We start from the raw sequence: 18,667 nt of genomic DNA on the forward strand, positions 1-18,667 counted from the left end.
GTCATGCTCAAATACATTTCCCCCTCAATGTGTATTTCAACTAGCCCGTAGTAATGGTTGAGACTCTCCACCACTGGAGAGCTAGTAACGGCTACTGTTAATGTGGTTTCATTTATTGGCCGGGCAAGAGCATCATGCTGGCGGCTCTTGGCGAAGTAGGCTTGCTCAGCCGCGGTAGAGGCGGCTGCGGGTGGCGCTTTGGTTCAGCACTGAATCCAACAAACTGTCAAAGAGAGCTGAGGCGTTCTTTGCCGAGTCTCCGGGCCACTGGTGCACAGGGTGCGCCGCACCCTGTATCTGCTGCCAGTTTGCCTGCTCAGGGATCGTGGGTGAGAGAAGCAGTTCGCCAAACATAGTCTTCATTTCAGACAATCTGTAGGCATGCTCATTGGAACCTGTGCGCACCCTGTTGGCAACGATGCCGGCAGGAACTAACGCTGGAGCGAATTCGGTGCGGAAAAGTTCAATAGCCCGAAGCGTGCGCTGTGTGCCGGCAACAGAGAACAGCCCAGGCTCGGCAACCAACAGCACCCGGCTACTTGCTGTCCACGCCATGCGGGTGAGCCCGTTTAGTGAGGGAGGGCAATCGATAAGCACTAGTTGGTATGGCGCTGTGCCGTCACGGTCTGCATTGGCTAAGATTGTGGCAAGGCGGCGAAGGTCTCGTTTGCCAAGATCTGGCCTATCGTAGATCCCGCTGAAGGCAGAGCCCATGGCGACGTCGAGCGTTGGTGTGCTTTCGTTCTCGCTCTGGTGCGCTGCAAGCCAACCACTGGGCACAACGTTGGCTGCTAAGTCAGCTTTACGAGAATTCTTGATCAGTTGACCGATGTCCAATTGCCCACGCGCGGCTACACCGAGCCCAGTGGTGGCGTCGGCATGGGGATCAAGATCGATCACCAAGGTTGGGATGCCGGCGGCCAAGGCTGCTGAGGCCAAGCCAAGCGTGACTGACGTTTTGCCGACGCCGCCTTTGAGGCTGCTGATACTCACTACTTGCACGGATGAACCATTACCCTTTGCGTTGCTTACCTAAATCTTGTGCTGCTGCGAATAGCTCTGACACATACAATAGCTGTGGAACGTTCGCGACTTGGAGAACCCATTGACAAACACCCCTGAGAATTTACCCGGGCGCCAAGACACAAACAACCTTGTGTCGGCCGTTTTTAGTGATCGACACATTGGGGTTACTGCGCAACCCCACGTTCATCATATGTTGAGCACCCTAGGATTCGCTTCTTTGGAGGAGCTTTCAACAGCCGCGCTGCCCAAATCCATCTACACCACAGCCCCCCTGGCCTTGCCGGCAGCCGCTTCGGAGGAAGCCATGCTTGCCGAGTTAAAGTCGTTGGCAGCGAAGAACACGCTGAACAAGTCATTTATCGGTCAAGGCTACTACGGCACGCACACCCCTGGGGTCATCCAACGCAACGTGCTGGAGTCTCCCGCGTGGTACACGGCATATACGCCGTACCAGCCGGAAATCTCCCAGGGCCGGCTCGAGGCGCTGCTGAATTTTCAAACAGTGGTGGCAGACCTGACCGGGATGGTGACAGCCAACGCTTCCATGCTTGATGAAGGAACGGCGGCAGCTGAGGCGGTGGCACTGATGCGCCGCAGTAATCGCACAGCAGCGCAGGATGCCGTCCTGTTGGTTGATGCTGATGCGTTCCCGCAGACTCTCGCTGTAGTGCATACGCGCGCCAAGGCCATGGGCATCCCGGTGCTAGCGCATAACTTTGATGAAAAGCTCCCTGATGTTGCGTTCTTTGGTGTGCTTCTGCAGTACCCGGGGGATTCCGGGCTCATCCGGGACATTGCCCCGATCATTGCCGCAGCCAAAGAACGGAAAGCCGTAGTAGCTGTGGCCGCTGACCTGCTGGCCCTGACCCTGCTGGAATCTCCGGGTGAGTTGGGTGCGGACCTTGCGGTGGGGACATCTCAACGTTTCGGCGTGCCTATGGGCTTTGGCGGCCCACACGCAGGGTACATGGCGGTTCGTCAGGGCCTTGAGCGCGCACTGCCTGGCCGCTTGGTGGGTGTCTCCAAGGATGCAGCGGGTAATCCGGGATACCGGTTGGCATTGCAGACCCGCGAGCAGCACATCCGCCGGGAGAAGGCCACCTCTAACATCTGCACCGCCCAAGTACTCTTGGCCGTCATGGCAGGCATGTACGCTCTCTACCACGGACCTGACGGGCTGCGCAGGATCGCTACCGCAGTACATACCCGCGCCAAGGCCGTAGCAACGGCGGCCACGGACTCCGGGCATGCCGTGGTGCACACAAACTACTTCGACACACTCAAAATTCGGGTCGCTGCTGGTAGCGGACATGCGGCAGCTGAACTAGTTGCAGCAGCCCACCGCGCAGGGATCCTCCTACGCCACGTTGACCACGACCATGTACAAATTGCGGTTGATGAAACTACTACGGATGCCGATGTAGCTGAAATTTCAAGGCTCTTAGCCGGTCAGGTGCCCGTTCAGAACGGTGGCACCGGGCCGGCGCGTGAGGCGAGGGAGGCCCGCGCCGTAGAATTGCCCACCCCCGCCCGCTCTACCGGATACATGAGCAACGCGGTGTTTCATGCGCACAACTCTGAAACGCAGATGCTGCGCTACCTGCGCAAACTTTCCGACGCGGACTACGCCCTTGACCGTGGCATGATTCCGTTGGGCTCGTGCACCATGAAATTGAATGCCACAGCCGAAATGGCGGCAGTGACCTGGCCGGAATTCTCCCAGTTACATCCCTTCGCACCGGCTACGGACACGGTAGGGATCGTAGAGCTGGCAACACAGTTGGAAGCGTGGTTGGCGGAGATCACCGGCTACGACGCTGTTTCTGTGCAACCCAATGCCGGCTCACAGGGGGAGTTTGCCGGGCTGATGGCTATCCGGGCTTTTCATGTGGAGAACGGCAACCCGGATCGCGATATCGTCTTGATCCCCACCTCTGCGCACGGTACTAATGCGGCCTCGGCTGTCATGGCAGGATTGAAAGTTGTTTCGGTTGCCACTGACGGATTTGGCAATATCGACATAGATGATCTGAAATGGCGGATCAACCTCCACGAAGAAAACTTGGCGGCCATCATGGTCACCTATCCTTCGACGCATGGTGTGTTTGAGACCTCGATCAGCAGCATTTGCGCCATGATTCACGACGCCGGTGGTCAGGTTTACGTTGATGGCGCCAACCTGAACGCTTTGGTTGGGTTGGCACAGCCGGGTAAGTTCGGTGCCGATGTTTCGCACCTGAATTTGCATAAGACTTTCTGCATTCCGCACGGCGGCGGGGGTCCTGGTGTTGGCCCGGTAGCCGTTGGTGCACATTTGGCCAAGCACTTGCCTGCCCGTGAGCTCGGAGCTAAGTCTTCGGTGGGGCTGGTCTCCAGTGCACCGTACGGTTCGGCGTCGATCCTGCCCATTTCGTGGGCCTACATTCGCATGATGGGCCCCGACGGACTCCGGCTGGCAACCCAGACAGCGATCCTGTCGGCAAACTACATCGCCCGCCGCTTGGGTGAGCACTACCCGGTCCTCTACACGGGCGCCCATGACCTGGTCGCGCATGAGTGCATCCTGGATCTGCGCGGTATTACCGCAGACTCCGGAGTGAGTGTTGACGATGTAGCTAAACGTCTGATCGACTACGGTTTCCATGCACCAACCATGTCTTTCCCAGTAGCCGGAACCTTGATGATCGAGCCCACTGAGTCTGAGGACTTGGGTGAGATCGAGCGGTTCATCGATGCCATGATTGCTATCCGCAAGGAAATCGCGGCGGTGCAGGACGGTCTCTGGCCAACTGATGACAATCCACTGGGCAACGCCCCACACACGGCGCAAAGTATTGCCCAGGTATGGGGACACCCGTACAGCAGGGAGGAAGCGGTTTTCCCTGCAGGGGTGGATCCGCGGGCCAAGTACTGGCCGGTGGTGCGCCGCATTGATCAGGCTTTTGGGGATCGAAATCTTGTGTGCTCGTGCCCGTCTATGGAGGAGCTGGCTGGAGTCTTTTGACCCAGTCCTGAGCAACAGGCGTGGCCATATTTATGGAACTGTGTCAACACTTTTGTTCCCGGGTTTTTTATTACGGACATGGAAGTGATTTGTGTCACAAGATTTGGTTGCTGTTAGTGTGCGAGAGAAACTAACACAACTTTGTGTCACGGCACAGAAGTGGAATCATCGCCTAAAGGGCACTGATGTGATTCGCCGAACAATAGATTTATTACAGCCTCTACCAAGAGACAGGCGCCGCGCGTAACCACGTGCGGTAGCTGTCTTGGCTAGTGGGACATAGCTTGGCAGCCTTGAGCCAAGGGCCAAAGCTTGTTCCGCTTGACAATCGTTTAAACAGGAGTGGGATGTTTTCGAAAATTCTGGTTGCCAACCGCGGAGAAATCGCGATCCGGGCCTTCCGTGCCAGCTACGAGCTTGGTGCCAAGACGGTTGCGGTATACCCCTACGAAGACCGGACCTCTATTCACCGCCAAAAGGCAGATGAAGCCTACCTGATTGGTGAAGAGGGCCACCCTGTCCGGGCGTACCTGGATGTGGCAGAAGTGATTCGGGTGGCTAAGGAATCCGGAGCAGATGCCATCTACCCCGGGTACGGATTCCTCTCTGAAAATCCGGACTTGGCAGCGGCTGCCAGAGAAGCTGGCATAACTTTCGTGGGGCCACCGGCTGAGGTGCTTGAACTCACCGGAAACAAGGTTCACGCGCTGGAAGCTGCGCGCAAGGCAGGGATCCCTGTTCTGAAGTCAAGCGCGCCCAGCGATGACTTGGAGTTCCTCCTTGGTGCTGCCGCAGAGATCGGTTACCCCATTTTTGCCAAGGCTGTGGCAGGCGGCGGCGGGCGCGGTATGCGTCGTGTTGAAAAGGCTGAGGACTTGGAGGAGGCGCTCAAGGCTGCCATGCGTGAAGCGGATGCCGCCTTTGGTGACGCCACCATGTTCCTCGAGCAAGCAGTACTACGCCCGCGCCACATTGAGGTTCAAATCCTCGCCGACGGCGAAGGTAACGTGATTCACCTTTTTGAACGCGACTGTTCCTTGCAGCGCCGCCACCAAAAAGTGGTTGAGATCGCCCCAGCCCCCAATTTGGACGAGAACATCCGCAAGGCGTTGCACAGCGACGCTGTGAAGTTTGCCAAAGCCATGGGCTATGTCAATGCCGGCACCGTTGAGTTCCTGGTAGACACTGTTGGTGAACGTGCCGGTCAGCACGTCTTCATTGAGATGAACCCGCGTATTCAGGTTGAACACACCGTCACGGAAGAAATCACAGATGTTGATCTGGTCCAGGCTCAGCTGCGAATCGCTGCCGGAGAGACCCTGGCGGATCTTGGTCTGAGCCAGGACTCTGTGCATGTCAAGGGTGCTGCACTGCAGTGCAGAATCACCACTGAAGATCCGTCCAACGGGTTCCGCCCAGACGTCGGAGAGATTACTACCTACCGTTCAGCCGGTGGGGCGGGTGTCAGGCTCGACGGCGGAACCATCTATGCAGGGGCCGAGATCAGCCCGCACTTTGATTCCATGCTGGTGAAGCTCACATGCCGCGGACGCGACTACGGTGCAGCCGTTTCCCGTGCCCGCCGTGCGCTGGCTGAATTCCGCATCCGCGGCGTCTCAACAAATATCGCCTTCCTGCAGGCAGTTCTTGCTGACCCCGCATTCAACGCCGGAGACGTGGCCACCTCATTTATTGATGAGCGCCCGGAATTATTGAACTCCCACGTGTCTTCGGATCGCGGTACAAAGCTGCTGACCTGGTTGGCGGATACAACTGTCAACAAGCCTCACGGTGAGCTAACGGCGCTAGAAGACCCGGCCCGTAAACTCCCTGAAGTTGATCTGGACTCGGCTCCGGCCGGAACCCGGCAACAATTAGCAGAGCTGGGCCCGGAAGGCTTCGCTGCAGCTTTGCGTGCACAAACCGCTGTAGCTGTGACGGATACCACGTTCAGAGACGCCCACCAGTCATTGCTGGCCACCAGGGTGCGTACCAGGGACCTGCTTGCGCCGGGCCCAGCCGTATCTGTGCTGACTCCGGCGCTGCTCTCGGTTGAGGCTTGGGGCGGGGCCACCTATGACGTTTCGCTGCGGTTCCTCGGTGAAGACCCGTGGCAGCGACTGGAGCAGCTCCGTGTTGCGCTGCCGAACGTCTGCCTGCAAATGCTCCTGCGCGGACGAAACACGGTGGGCTATACGCCGTACCCTAGCGAAGTCACCGATGCATTTGTTCAGGAGGCTGCCTCCAGCGGAATTGATATCTTCCGGATTTTCGACGCCCTCAACGACGTGGACCAGATGGAGCCGGCCATTAGGGCCGTGCGGGCCACCGGAACTGCAGTGGCTGAAGTGGCGCTTTGCTACACAGGCGATCTATTGGATCCTGCCGAAAAAATCTACACTCTCGATTACTACGTGGAGCTGGCCCAGCGGATCGTAGACGCCGGTGCCCATATCCTGGCGATCAAGGATATGGCGGGGGTCCTGCGCCCCGCTGCGGCAGCCAAACTGGTGACGGCCCTGCGCGAGCGCTTCGAACTGCCGGTGCACCTGCACACTCATGACACCGCAGGTGGCCAGCTGGCTACGCTGATGGCGGCCATTAATGCAGGGGTCGACGCCGTTGACGTTGCCTCCGCCGCACTGGCAGGGACAACAAGCCAGCCCTCAGCCTCTGCCCTCGTTGCCGCATTGGCTCACACCGAGCGCGACACTGGCATTGACCTAGCCGCCATCAGCTCCCTTGAACCGTATTGGGAAGCCGTGCGACGCCTGTACTCACCGTTTGAATCAGGACTTACAGCACCCACCGGCAGGGTTTACCAGCATGAAATTCCCGGTGGGCAACTTTCCAATTTGCGTCAGCAGGCCATTGCGCTGGGGCTGGGGGAGCGATTTGAAGAAATCGAGGACATGTACACGGCTGCGGACAAAATTCTTGGCCACCTTGTAAAGGTCACCCCCTCCTCTAAAGTTGTGGGCGATCTTGCCCTGCATTTGGTGGGTATCAAGGCCGACCCTGCCGACTTTCAGGAGAATCCAGAAAATTATGACATCCCGGACTCTGTGGTGGGCTTCCTGGGTGGAGAATTGGGTACCCCGCCGGGCGGCTGGCCTGAGCCATTCCGCACCAAAGCGCTGCAGGGCCGCACTCTGACTGATCGGATGGGCGTTCTCAGCCCAGCTGACAGCGCCGAGCTCGCCGGTGACAGTGCTACCCGCAGGGCGGCGTTGAACCGCTTACTCTTCGCTGGACCCACCAAAGCATTTGAAGCTGTTCGTGAGGCGTACGGTGATGTTTCAGTCCTCGACACACGTGACTACTTGTTTGGTTTACGCCGTGGGGTTGAGCACGCTCTGGATCTGGATAAGGGCGTACGCCTGATCGCGGCACTTGAGACGATCTCTGAGCCGGATGAGAAGGGAATGCGCACAGTTGTGTGCAAGCTCAACGGCCAAAGCCGTCCCATCACTGTGCGTGATCGCAGCATCGAAAGCACCGTCAAGGCTGCTGAACAGGCTGACGAGAGCGTGCCAGGACAAATCGCTGCACCCTTCGCCGGAGCCGTGAGCGTCATGCTCGTTGTTGGCGATGTGGTTGAGGCTGGCGCGACGGTTGCCACCATCGAAGCCATGAAAATGGAGGCTTCGATTACTACCCCGGTGGGTGGCACAGTCTCCCGCCTGGCAGTCTCCGGCGTAGCTCAGGTGCAGGGTGGGGACCTGCTGGTGGTGATCTCCTAACAGCACATGGCGGCTCCGGCTCCATTAACTAAAGAGGGCGGCGCCGGCTCCCTCGCGGACGCTAAGATTTCCTCGGCCGCTGGGCGACCTTGAAAATCCATCCCCGCTCCGGGAGCCGGCGCCGCCTTTTGGCTGCGCGGCTGCCTGGCTTTAGGCGGGTTTCTTGCTCAGGTAGATCTCTTCTACCACTGCATCGAAGTCCTTCATAACCTGGGCTCTCTTTACCTTCAACGATGGGGTTAGGTGGCCCGAAGTTTCGGTAAAGTCCGAATCGACAATCCTGAACTGCTTGATAGCCTCAGCGGAAGACACCGAAGCGTTAGCCCTGTTGACGGCCGCCTGCACTGCCGCAATGACTGTAGAGTGCTTGGCTGCCTCGGCTACCGTAATTCCTGTGGGCAGTCCGTGTGCCTTGCCCCACTGAGCCAGCGCGTCCTCATCGATGGTCACAATGGCTGCGATGAACGGACGCTGATCGCCAATGACAACGCACTGCGAGACGATGGCGTCTGCACGGATCTGATCTTCCAGCAGGGCCGGAACAACATTCTTGCCACCGGAGGTGACAATGATTTCCTTCTTGCGACCAGTGATCTTAAGGAAGCCCTGATCGTCGAGCTCTCCGACGTCGCCTGTTCGGAACCAGCCGTCGATGAAGTTCTCAGCCGTCAGGTCCTCGCGACCAAAGTAGCCTTTCATCACGCAAACACCTTTGGCGAGAATTTCGCCGTCGTCCGCGATTTTTATCGCATTCCCTGGCAGGGGAGCGCCCACAGTACCGATTCTGATACGCTCGGGCCGATTAACTGTGATGGGGGCTGTTGTTTCGGTCAGACCATACCCTTCGAGGATCTGCAAACCAATACCTTGGAAGAAGTGGCCCAGGCGTTCGCCCAGGGGACCACCGCCGGAAACAGCGTGCCGGACGTTCCCGCCCATAGCATTGCGGAGTTTGACGTAGACGAGCTTGTCAAACACGAAGTGCTTGGCCTTCAGGCCCAGGGACACTTTGCCGTCTTGGGTAGCGCGCGAGTATTCGATTGCTGTTTTGGCGGCTGCTGCAAAGATTTTGCCCTTGCCTTCGCCTTCAGCCTTGAGCGCTGCTGAGTTATAAACCTTTTCAAACACGCGAGGCACGGCAAGAATAAACGTTGGCTTGTAGCTTTGGAGGTCCTCGAGCAGGTGCTTAATGTCTGGGGTATGTCCAACCTTGGCGCCGCCAGCAACAGCCAAAACGGATATGTAGCGTGCAAAGACATGGGCTAGGGGCAGGAACATGATTGTTTGCGAGCCCGGCACAACCACGCTGTGACCTAGCACAGAGAGAGCGTTCTCACTGAGTTCCACAAAGTTGTGGTGTGTGAGCATGCACCCTTTGGGTCGGCCTGTGGTGCCGGAAGTGTAGATAATCGTGGCTACATCATCCAAGCCGTTCGCCGTGCGGGCAGCCTCGAGGGTGTCCGCACCGACATCCTTACCAGCTTCCCTCAACACGTCCAAGCCATCGCCTTCGAGCTGCCAGACCTGGGTGAGGGTGGTGAGGCTCTCATTGTGCACTGCTTGAGAGATGATTTTCTCGTGGGATCCGGTTTCAGCAAAAACGGCTACTGCCTCGGAGTCGCCTAGGTTCCAGGCCACCTGCGACGGGGAGGATGTTTCATAGATCGGCACGGAGACAGCTCCCGCAAACCAAATGGCGAAGTCAACCAGTGTCCACTCATAGCGGGTACGCGCCATGATCCCTACTCGATCTCCCACTTTGATACCGGAAGCAATCATGCCTTTGGCAATGGCGCTGACGTCGGCTTGGAATTCTTTGGCTGACACGTCAACCCAAACATTGTCAGCATTGCGTTTGGAAAAAAGTGCGGGGTTGGTAGCCAACTTTGCTTGCCGGAGCACAAAATCGGTGGTGTTCATGGTCCGTGGACTAACTACCTTGGCCGGAACGGAAATCTCTTGCACAATAGCTCCTTTGATAAGTGGGCCTGCGATCTAGTTGCTTTACTCTATCCGCCAAGTACGTGATTCGCCCCGAACGCGATGTTACCCGTTGGTAACTTTATGTTGTTCAGCTCACACTTTCAATGTGGCGTGGACGGCGTATATAGCTGACTAGAATTATGGGATGTTCCCGCCACCGCCTAACAATGGACCCGATTCATCCGGCTGCATCAACCAGCCTCCAAAGACACGAACCCCGTTAGCGCTCGGGATCGACATTGGTGGCACAAAAGTGGCTGCCGGTGTGGTTGACAGCAACGGCGTCATCCTTGAAGAACTCAGGCGCTGCACTCCCGGCCGTGACGCACGGGCAGTGGAGGCTGTGATTGTGGAATTAGTCCATGAGCTAGGTGCAAGGTACGAGTTTGCATCGGTTGGCATCGGAGCCGCGGGGTGGATGGACTTGGCAGGAACCAAGGTTGTCTTCAGCCCCCACCTTGCCTGGCGTGATGAGCCATTGCGGGACACCCTGGAGACCTTGCTTCAGCGCCCGGTTGTCCTAACGAACGACGCAGATGCTGCTGCTTGGGCGGAATGGCGGTTTGGTGCCGGACGCGGCCACGACAGGCTGCTTATGTTGACGCTGGGGACAGGAATTGGTGGGGCGTTGATGATCAACGGCCGGGTTGAACGCGGCAGTTTTGGTATGGCTGGTGAGTTTGGGCATCAAATCATCATGCCCGGTGGGCACCGTTGCGAATGTGGCAACCGAGGATGTTGGGAGCAGTATGCTTCAGGTAATGCACTGGGGCGAGAAGGCCGCGAACTGGCTAGAAAGCACTCGCCCATGGCGGCGGGTCTGCTTGCGGCAACCCACGGCCGCCCCAAGGAGATCACAGGCAATGTTGTCACCGAACTAGCCTTGGCTGGCGAAGCCACTGCCCAAGAACTGGTGGCAGAAGTGGGTGACTGGCTGGGTTTGGGAATAGCGAATCTGGCGGCTGCCCTTGACCCAGCAATTTTTATCATCGGTGGCGGTCTCAGCGCCGCCGGTGACCTCCTGCTTGAGCCCGCGCGTCGGGCTTTTTCACGGAATCTAACAGGACGAGGCTACCGCCAAGAAGCGCTGATCACGGTGGGCCAGTTGGGCCCATCAGCGGGCTTGATCGGCGCCGCGGACCTGGCACGGGTTCGGGGTCATGAAAACACTAGGTAGTGATAACCCGGGGTCTGGAAAACCTATACGACGGCGCCGTCGCCGCTGTCATGGTCCCGGTGATCGGGCAGACGGAACAATAGGTAGCCCGTGCCCGCCAGAAATGCCACGATGACGCCAAAGATAAATGTCATGGGTATTGATCGCCAAAAAATTGCCGAGAAGACAAGGAACAGTGGGCCACCTGCCGCACCAATCCAGGCAAGCATAAGGGCTGGTTCGGTATTGCGCAGGCTGGGTAGTTCTTCCGGCACAAACTCTTCTTCGCCGTCGTCACTAAGGTAATCTCGGGGGCCAAAAGTGGTGACGTCATTGGCAGTTCCAGAGTGTTCAGCAAGTTCCTCGGGGCTGGCTTCGTGAGGTGCAGGCTCCGATTCGCGCTGCCAAACACCCAATGGGTCAAAGTCAACGACCCCCTTAGATTCTGATTCTTGATCGTCCGCTGGGTCCTGGTCTGTGGCTAATTCCTGGCTCAGGGAATGGGGCGCGTCCATGAACGCGTCATTGCCTGATTCGAGGCGGGAGACAAGATCCAGCCACACTTCCTCGTCATTACCGCCGGTGTGCGGGGTATCCGCGCCAGGGTCAGATTGCATGAAGATTCCTTCGGAAGAAGTCTGCAGACTGGGAAAAGATCAGGGGGGCATCGTTGTCCATTGTGGCTACATGGTAACTGTTTTCCAGCGGAATAACCTTTACGTCAGTGCTGGAGACCTTTTGCTTCAGGAGCTCAAGGCTGGAATCTGGAACAACGTTATCCACTGTTGAGCGGAACACCAGGGTTGGTGCTGTGACGCGGGGGAGAAGTTCGATGGTGTTCTGGAAAAGTTGCGAGAGCTGATGGACAGCCGCCACCGGCGTACGGGTGTATGCCCCCTCGCTGACGCCCTGTAGTTTCATGTCATCGCCAATGGCTGGCACACTCTTGAGCACATATTTCAGCAAACCGGAGTATTTCGCTCTGTTGTCATTAAACGTCAGACCTGGATTCACTACTACCACTCCTGCCACAGGATGCAGTGCAGCCACACGCAGCGCTAGAGCCCCGCCCATAGACAGGCCCGCCACGAAAACGGTGTCACAGCGAGCAGCAAGTTCCAGATAGGCAGCCTCAAAATCGCGGTACCAATGCTGCCACGGGGTTTTGGCCAATTCCTGCCATGACGTGCCGTGGCCTGCCAGCAGCGGCATGTTCACGGCGAATCCTGTGTCTGCCAGGTACTCGCTCCAGCCCCGCATGCTGATAGGTGAGCCGGTGAAACCGTGGCATACCGCCACGCCAATTTTTGAATAATCCCCATGACCTGGAGATCGGAACGACTGTGCCATTGAGGCTGACTCCTTTCCTTCCCGGTAACTGAGGCCGGGGAACGCTTTTTATGGTGACGCGGCCGTGCTGAGGCGATTTTGTGCCGCTTTCACTAGACTACTGTTGATACGTCCGTTGTGGGGTAGCGCAATGGACCCGGGTCGCTTGTAACCGGCAGAGCCAGAGCGTAACCGGCAGAGTCAGAGGAGGAACACCACCGTGATCTATTGGGTACTAAAGAAAATATTCCTCGGCCCCGTTTTGAAGGTGCTGTTCCGGCCCTGGACGAAGGGTCTGGATAACTTGCCTCTTGAGGGGCCCGCAGTGCTGGCCAGTAACCATCTTTCGTTTTCAGATTCCATCTTTATGCCGCTGATGGTGCCACGGCCGGTGGTGTTTCTGGCAAAGAGTGACTACTTTACTGGTCGTGGCATCAAAGGACGCCTAACAGCAGCCTTTTTTAAACTCACAAATCAGCTGCCTATGGACCGTTCAGGTGGGGCGGCATCGGCGGATTCCTTGCAAACTGGTGTTGATGTGCTCAACGGTGGCGGCTTGCTGGGGATATATCCCGAAGGTACCCGTAGCCACGATGGCCGCCTTTACCGGGGAAAAGTGGGAGTAGCTAAGTTGATACTGACTGCCAACGTGCCCGTGATCCCCGTTGCCATGATTGGCACTGACAAGGTTCAGCCCATTGGGCGCCGGATTCCCACGATTCGACGCCTTGGCGTGATTTTTGGGGAGCCTATGGATTTCAGCAGGTACCAGGGAATGTCGGATGACAGATTTGTGCAACGTTCTGTCACCGATGAGATCATGTACGAACTCATGAGGCTTTCCGGACAGGAATATGTTGATTCCTATGCCACGACTGTCAAGGATAAACTTGCTACCGAGAAGGCAATCAAGGCCGTACCTGCCAAAGTAGCCCAAGCCGCAAAAAATGCTGGTGACGCAGTGAGACTGGGAGCAGCTTCTGCTGTGTTGCCGGGGACGGTAACAGTGATCGGCACTAAAAAAGCCAAGCCCACCCCGGAGCCTGCAACCGTTGAAGAAACTACCGACCCCGATGCGGATCCTACCGAAAAATGAGGCGTCCAAGGCCCGCTCAATAGCGCTGGTAAAAGCGTCGGCATCTCATGAAGCGGACTGGTTGGTGGCGTGCGCTCGGGCGGGATAGGCTTAAGCGGTGAACGATCTAACATACACTGCCTCGCAAGACCCCATTGCTACAACGCCCGTCCCTGGGGCGGCTGTTTATCCGGGGCTTGACAGCTGGCGTGAGCTGCCCATCGCGCAGCAGCCTACATGGGCAAAGGACCCCCACTTCGCGGCTACCGTGAAGGAACTTTCCTCCGTGCCGCCGCTGGTGTTTGCTGGCGAAGTTGATGTCCTGCGTTCACGTCTGGCCAAGGCCGCTCAAGGTGAGGCGTTCCTTCTCCAAGGTGGAGACTGTGCTGAAACCTTCGAGGCTGCAACGGCCGATAAGATCAGTGCACGGGTAAAGACAATTTTGCAGATGGCCGTGGTACTTACCTATGGGGCACAGCTTCCCGTCATCAAGATGGGGCGTATGGCGGGTCAATTCGCCAAACCGCGTTCCTCCAACGATGAAACGCGTGACGGGGTGACGTTGCCTGCTTACCGCGGCGACATCGTCAACGGTTTCGAATTCACCCCTGAGTCCCGGCGGCATGACCCAGCACGCATGCTCAAGGCGTACCATACCTCGGCCTCAACGCTGAACCTCATCCGGGCGTTCACGCAGGGTGGATTCGCGGATCTGCGCAGCGTGCACGAATGGAACCGCGGTTTCACCTCCAACCCGGCGCACAGCCGTTATGAGCGCTTGGCCAAGGATATCGACAGCGCCATTAAGTTCATGACCTCCTGCGGTGCGGACTTTGAAGCACTCAAGACAGTGGAGTTCTTCGCCAGTCACGAGGCACTGCTACTTGACTATGAGCGGGCGTTGACACGCATTGACTCACGCACAGGGCTGCCTTACGACACATCCGCCCACTTCTTGTGGATCGGCGAGCGTACCCGGGATCTGGATTCGGCCCACGTCGATTTTCTTTCTCGAGTCCGCAACCCCATTGGTGTCAAACTTGGCCCCACCACAACTTCAGATGATGCGCTGCGCCTCATCGAGAAGCTGGATCCCAACCGCGAACCTGGACGCCTGACATTCATCACTCGGATGGGTGCTACAAATATCCGTGAGAAGCTACCGAACCTGGTTGAAAAGGTGACAGCTTCCGGAGCTCAAGTCCTCTGGGTCACCGATCCGATGCACGGCAACACTGTCACCTCGCCCAACGGGTACAAAACCCGCAACTTTGACGACGTCATTGATGAAGTACGCGGTTTCTTTGAAGTTCATGAGGCCCAGGGCACCTTCCCCGGTGGTCTGCATGTGGAGATGACAGGGGATGACGTAGCGGAGTGCCTTGGTGGCGCGGATCCCATTGACCAGGAAGCTTTCCTCACCGGCTATGAGTCGGTGTGTGATCCACGCTTGAACCATAAGCAATCACTTGAAATGGCGTTCCTAGTCTCCGAGGCTCTACGCAAGTCCAAGTAATTTATTGCAAAAAATCAATACATGACAAAAATGCCGGCCTCACCTTGTAAAAAAGGTGGGGGCCGGCAGTTTTCTCTTGCGGAGAGTTACACAACACCCAACGTGATGGTTGTGCCTTCAGGGTGCTGCCCGGATCTTGGATTTTGGGTGGCCACGGTACCGAAGATTATGCCGAACGCGCCTTCTTTGATCTCGACCTTAAAGCCCAATTCTTCCAAGGCGGGGCGGGCCACGTTCAGCTGTTTTCCAACAAAACTCGGTACTTCGATCAAGCGTGGCCCTTTAGAGAGGGTAAGGGTGACTGAGTCCCCGGCCTTGAGCTCTCCGGAATCGGGGGAAGCGGAGATAACAGACCCAGCGGGAATGGAAGCGCTGTTGGCTTGCTCCGGGGCAATGGCGGCGACGAGTCCAACAGCCTTCAACGCGGCCACTGCCTGATCCTGTGGCTGTCCCGTCACGGACGGCACGGGAATGGGTTTGGGGCCCTTAGAGACAGAAATATTTACTTTTGTGTTCCCACGGAATTCCTTACCTGCAGCAATCTCCTGGGCCACTACGACGCCGGTAGCGACCTTTTCATCAAAGGCTTCGGTGACGTTGCCAACAGCCAGATGCGCATCAGAGAGAGCTTGTTTCGCATCACCGAGCTGTAGCCCAACAAGTGTGGGCACTGCGTAGAGGAGCGGACCGCGGGAGACTGCCAGGGTGACACCGTTGAATTTTCGGATTGATTCCCCAGCTGTGGGGTCGGTGGAAACGACGAAGCCGGCCGCCACCTTTTCATCAAACACATCCGTAGTGGGAGTCAGCCCGAATCCTGCCGTGCGGAGTATGTCCTGCGCTTGCGGCACAGTCTTATTGTGTACATCAGGCACCGTCGCCAAGGCGCCTGGACCCAATGCCAAGAACCAGCCTGCAGTGGCAGCAATGACACCAAGAACAACCACCAACATGATCCACAGCAGAGCCCGACGACGAGGATTCTTTGAACCCAACGTCTTTTGCGGAGTTGCTGCAGCCTTGGCGCGCGATTTTGCGGCTGCTGCACGTTGGCGCTTCGATAGTGAGAGAGTATTTTCCTTCTCACCTATCCCGAGGTAGGCACCTGCGCCGATGGCCGCGGTGAGGTTCGGACCGGCGTCGTACTTCTCCTGCGACACGCCGTAAGCGCCGGAACTTCCCGCATTGCCCGCACCCTGATGGCTCTGGCGGGGATCATCGGCATACAACCTTGACGGCTGAGGTAAGACAGAAGTGGGGAAGTTGGGGGATGCCACGATGCCCGTGGGTTCAGAGGCCGGGGTAGCTGTTGTGATGATTTCTGTGGGACTGCCTGTGGGACTGCCGCTGTTGCCGGTAGCGCTGTTGCCGCTGGCGCCAGCGTCCAGTTCGGTTGGTGTCAGGGTCTGGCGAATATGACGAAGATCCTCCAGTAGCGCTGCGCCATTGGCAGGGCGGTTTTCGGGATCCTTTTCGGTCATGTAGCGAACAAGTTCGTCCATGACAGGTGGCAGGGTGGGAACCGCCAAGGAGGGGGCTGGGACATCGTCCTGAATGTGGGCCATGACCACAGCCACAGGCATGGTGCCCCGGAAAGGCTGCACACCCGTGAGAAGCTCGTAGAGCATAATGCCTGCGGAATAAATATCGCTACGCGCATCCCCGCCGTGACCGCTTGCAAGCTCCGGGGCAATGTACCCGACAGTACCCAGAAGAGTGGCCGTGTTAGTGGAGGTGCTGATGGCGCGGGAGAGCCCAAAGTCGCCAATCTTTACCCACCCTTGACGAGAAATCAGAACATTTTCAGGCTTCACGTCCCGGTGCACTAACCCGGCGTTGTGTGCTGCGGCCAAACCTTCCACGATCGGGTCCAAAAGATCCAAAGCCTGGCGCGGGCTCAGCGCACCGTTCTCATTAATAACATCGCGCAAAGTATTGCCATCGATGAATTCAAAAACTAGGTAGGCGTGCTGCGGTCCCACCCCGTGGTCATGGATCTGCACCACGTGCGGGTGTGAGAGGCTGGCAGCGCTCTGCGCCTCACGACCCAGCCGTTCGATGAAGGCACTGTCCGTGGCTAAATGCGGATGTAGGATCTTTAATGCGATGTTCCGCCCCAGCCGGAGGTCAGTTGCTAGGTACACAGTGGACATGCCGCCGTGCGCCACCTTTGAGAGAACTAGGTAGCGCCCATCGATCGTGGACCCTATCAGGGGGTCAGGGGAGACTTCTTGCACTCTTCCAGCTTAGGAGTTGAAAGCAAAGGGGACCTCCCGCAACACCGTGCGGGGGTCCCCTTTTCGTTGAGAGCGTACTTTTTGCTCCCTGCAGTCACTGGCTGGCAGTTGTTAGCGGAAAAGCTCGCGGTTAGCTTTAATGCCGGCTACGTAATTCACAGTGTCGTTGAACATGCCATGGACGCTGACGGAGTACTGGCCCTGGTAATAGCCTGCAATGGCCTGATCTTCATTCGGTGCACCGGAATGCAACGCCCGGATGATGGCGACCCCTGCCGTGACGTTGTCCTGCGGATCAAGCAGGTTCAGTGTGCGGCCCACTAGACCCGATGCCCACTCGCCAGCATCAGGAATGACCTGCATGGTGCCGATGGCGTTGGCTGGGGAGACTGATTGGTGGTTGAATCCGGACTCCTGTTGGGCAAACGCCATGGCAAGTGCCGGATCGACGCCCATTGCTGCCGCAGTTCTGGCCACCATTTCCTTCATCTGTGCCCTGGAAGGTGCCGGGGCTGCCAGGAGCGCAGACTTGTTGACGTTTGCATCACTAACTACTGCCTCAGGGTAGGTGTAGTGCAGAAAAGTGCTGGGGACCTGCTGCTCTGGAGTCAGTTCCGCCGTGGATGCAGCCGTGCCAGACTCAGCTGGCGTGATGGGAACGATATCGCTTGAGGCCGCAGTCAAACCCGGGATTGACAAGGTCTTTCCGGGGTAGATCGCTGATTTAGCATCCCCACCATTTGCAGCGACGAGGGACGCGAGGCTCACATCGTTCTTGGCCGCAATAGCGGAAAGTGTGTCACCAGCCTTGATCACGTACTGATTGCCACTGGCAGGAACCGCCACGTTTTCGGTGACTTGGGGTGCTTCTGCAGTTTCTCCGGAGACCTTAATTTCTTGCCCCGGCTGAATGATCGAACTGCCAGTGAGGCTGTTCAACGCGTAAACACTTTCCAGGCTTACGCCGTACTGGGCAGAAATCCCGCTGAGGGTTTCACCTGCACGAACAGTGTGGCTCTGAGTGGACGACGCCGGGCTTGAAGATTCACCCGCCGGAGCGCCGGATCCGGAGATGGTCAGGACCTTGCCGGGATGGATGATCGTGGATGCTGAGATCTTATTTAAAGCAAGAACAGACTCAACGGATACACCGAAGGTGGCTGCGATGCCGGAGACCGTGTCACCAGCAGCGACTGTATGAGTCGAGGAAGCCGACGCCTGTGCCCTAACAGCCTGTGCCTTAACAACTGGTGTGCTAGCAGCACGTGCGCTAACAGCCTGTGTGCTAACTGTACGGGGCACTGAACTAGCCACCACAGCGGCCGGAATGTGACTTGAAGCAGTACGCGCCTTTACGGCCGCAAGGACCTTCTGTGCGTCAAGGGTGCCATGACTGCCGTGGGGCTTGATCTGCGTCGGAGCCGCTGTCGCGGGACTGGCCAAAGCCAAGGAGGAAAGCATGACCACGGGAATGGCTGCTGTGGCCACTGCGACCAACTGTTTGGCGCTAGTGGGCGATGGGCGTGGGGGAGTCATCGGGGCGTACCTCAAATTTCCGTTACGGATGATGCCATTGGTGTTTATGTTACTCATGTGAC

General features: G+C 57.6%; 11 protein-coding genes. 5 read left to right on the forward strand and 6 right to left on the reverse strand.

Annotated elements, in window-relative coordinates:
- Positions 1 to 165: 165 nt before the first annotated feature.
- Positions 166 to 1,002, reverse strand: a complete 837-nt coding sequence (locus AAFM46_RS06110; RefSeq protein ID WP_283531591.1) for a ParA family protein — start codon at positions 1,000 to 1,002, stop codon at positions 166 to 168.
- Between the two features lie 154 nt (positions 1,003 to 1,156).
- On the opposite strand from AAFM46_RS06110, the gene gcvP reads away from it, so the two are divergent.
- Positions 1,157 to 4,030, forward strand: coding sequence for an aminomethyl-transferring glycine dehydrogenase (gene gcvP, locus AAFM46_RS06115; protein WP_343320381.1), 2,874 nt, complete (start codon positions 1,157 to 1,159; stop codon positions 4,028 to 4,030).
- 347 nt (positions 4,031 to 4,377) lie between these two features.
- Complete coding sequence (locus AAFM46_RS06120; protein WP_283531590.1) at positions 4,378 to 7,773, forward strand: pyruvate carboxylase; 3,396 nt, start codon at positions 4,378 to 4,380, stop codon at positions 7,771 to 7,773.
- A gap of 150 nt (positions 7,774 to 7,923) precedes the next feature.
- Here AAFM46_RS06120 and AAFM46_RS06125 read toward each other — a convergent pair whose 3' ends face one another.
- Positions 7,924 to 9,738 (reverse strand): AMP-dependent synthetase/ligase, encoded by a 1,815-nt coding sequence (locus AAFM46_RS06125; protein WP_283531589.1) that lies wholly within the window; start codon positions 9,736 to 9,738, stop codon positions 7,924 to 7,926.
- Between the two features lie 163 nt (positions 9,739 to 9,901).
- On the opposite strand from AAFM46_RS06125, the gene AAFM46_RS06130 reads away from it, so the two are divergent.
- Entirely contained in the window at positions 9,902 to 10,933 is a 1,032-nt protein-coding gene (locus AAFM46_RS06130) for an ROK family glucokinase (RefSeq protein WP_283531588.1), read from the forward strand.
- 23 nt (positions 10,934 to 10,956) lie between these two features.
- Here the strand turns inward: AAFM46_RS06130 and AAFM46_RS06135 are convergent, their stop codons facing one another.
- Positions 10,957 to 11,529 carry a hypothetical protein gene (locus tag AAFM46_RS06135; RefSeq protein ID WP_283531587.1) on the reverse strand — a complete coding sequence of 191 codons (573 nt, stop codon included), beginning with the start codon at positions 11,527 to 11,529 and terminating at the stop codon, positions 10,957 to 10,959.
- Positions 11,519 to 12,262, reverse strand: a complete 744-nt coding sequence (locus AAFM46_RS06140; RefSeq protein WP_343320052.1) for an alpha/beta fold hydrolase — start codon at positions 12,260 to 12,262, stop codon at positions 11,519 to 11,521. Before AAFM46_RS06140 ends, AAFM46_RS06135 begins: the two co-directional genes overlap by 11 nt.
- A gap of 199 nt (positions 12,263 to 12,461) precedes the next feature.
- Here AAFM46_RS06140 and AAFM46_RS06145 point away from each other — a divergent pair, with 199 nt between their 5' ends.
- The gene (locus AAFM46_RS06145) at positions 12,462 to 13,337 is read left to right on the forward strand and encodes a lysophospholipid acyltransferase family protein (RefSeq protein WP_283531585.1); all 876 of its coding nucleotides are present in this window, start codon (positions 12,462 to 12,464) and stop codon (positions 13,335 to 13,337) included.
- A 97-nt stretch (positions 13,338 to 13,434) separates the two neighbouring features.
- Positions 13,435 to 14,832, forward strand: a complete 1,398-nt coding sequence (locus AAFM46_RS06150; protein ID WP_283531584.1) for a 3-deoxy-7-phosphoheptulonate synthase class II — start codon at positions 13,435 to 13,437, stop codon at positions 14,830 to 14,832.
- An 86-nt stretch (positions 14,833 to 14,918) separates the two neighbouring features.
- On the opposite strand, the gene AAFM46_RS06155 is transcribed toward AAFM46_RS06150, so the two are convergent.
- Both AAFM46_RS06155 and AAFM46_RS06160 read right to left on the reverse strand, forming a co-directional pair.
- Complete coding sequence (locus AAFM46_RS06155) at positions 14,919 to 17,069, reverse strand: PASTA domain-containing protein (RefSeq protein ID WP_343320053.1); 2,151 nt, start codon at positions 17,067 to 17,069, stop codon at positions 14,919 to 14,921.
- Positions 17,070 to 17,180: 111 nt separating this feature from the next.
- Complete coding sequence (locus AAFM46_RS06160) at positions 17,181 to 18,662, reverse strand: LysM peptidoglycan-binding domain-containing protein (RefSeq protein WP_343320054.1); 1,482 nt, start codon at positions 18,660 to 18,662, stop codon at positions 17,181 to 17,183.
- Positions 18,663 to 18,667 lie beyond the last annotated feature (5 nt).

Origin of the sequence: Arthrobacter sp. TMP15, assembly GCF_039529835.1 — a bacterium.
In the GTDB taxonomy this organism is placed as follows: Bacteria; Actinomycetota; Actinomycetes; order Actinomycetales; family Micrococcaceae; genus Specibacter.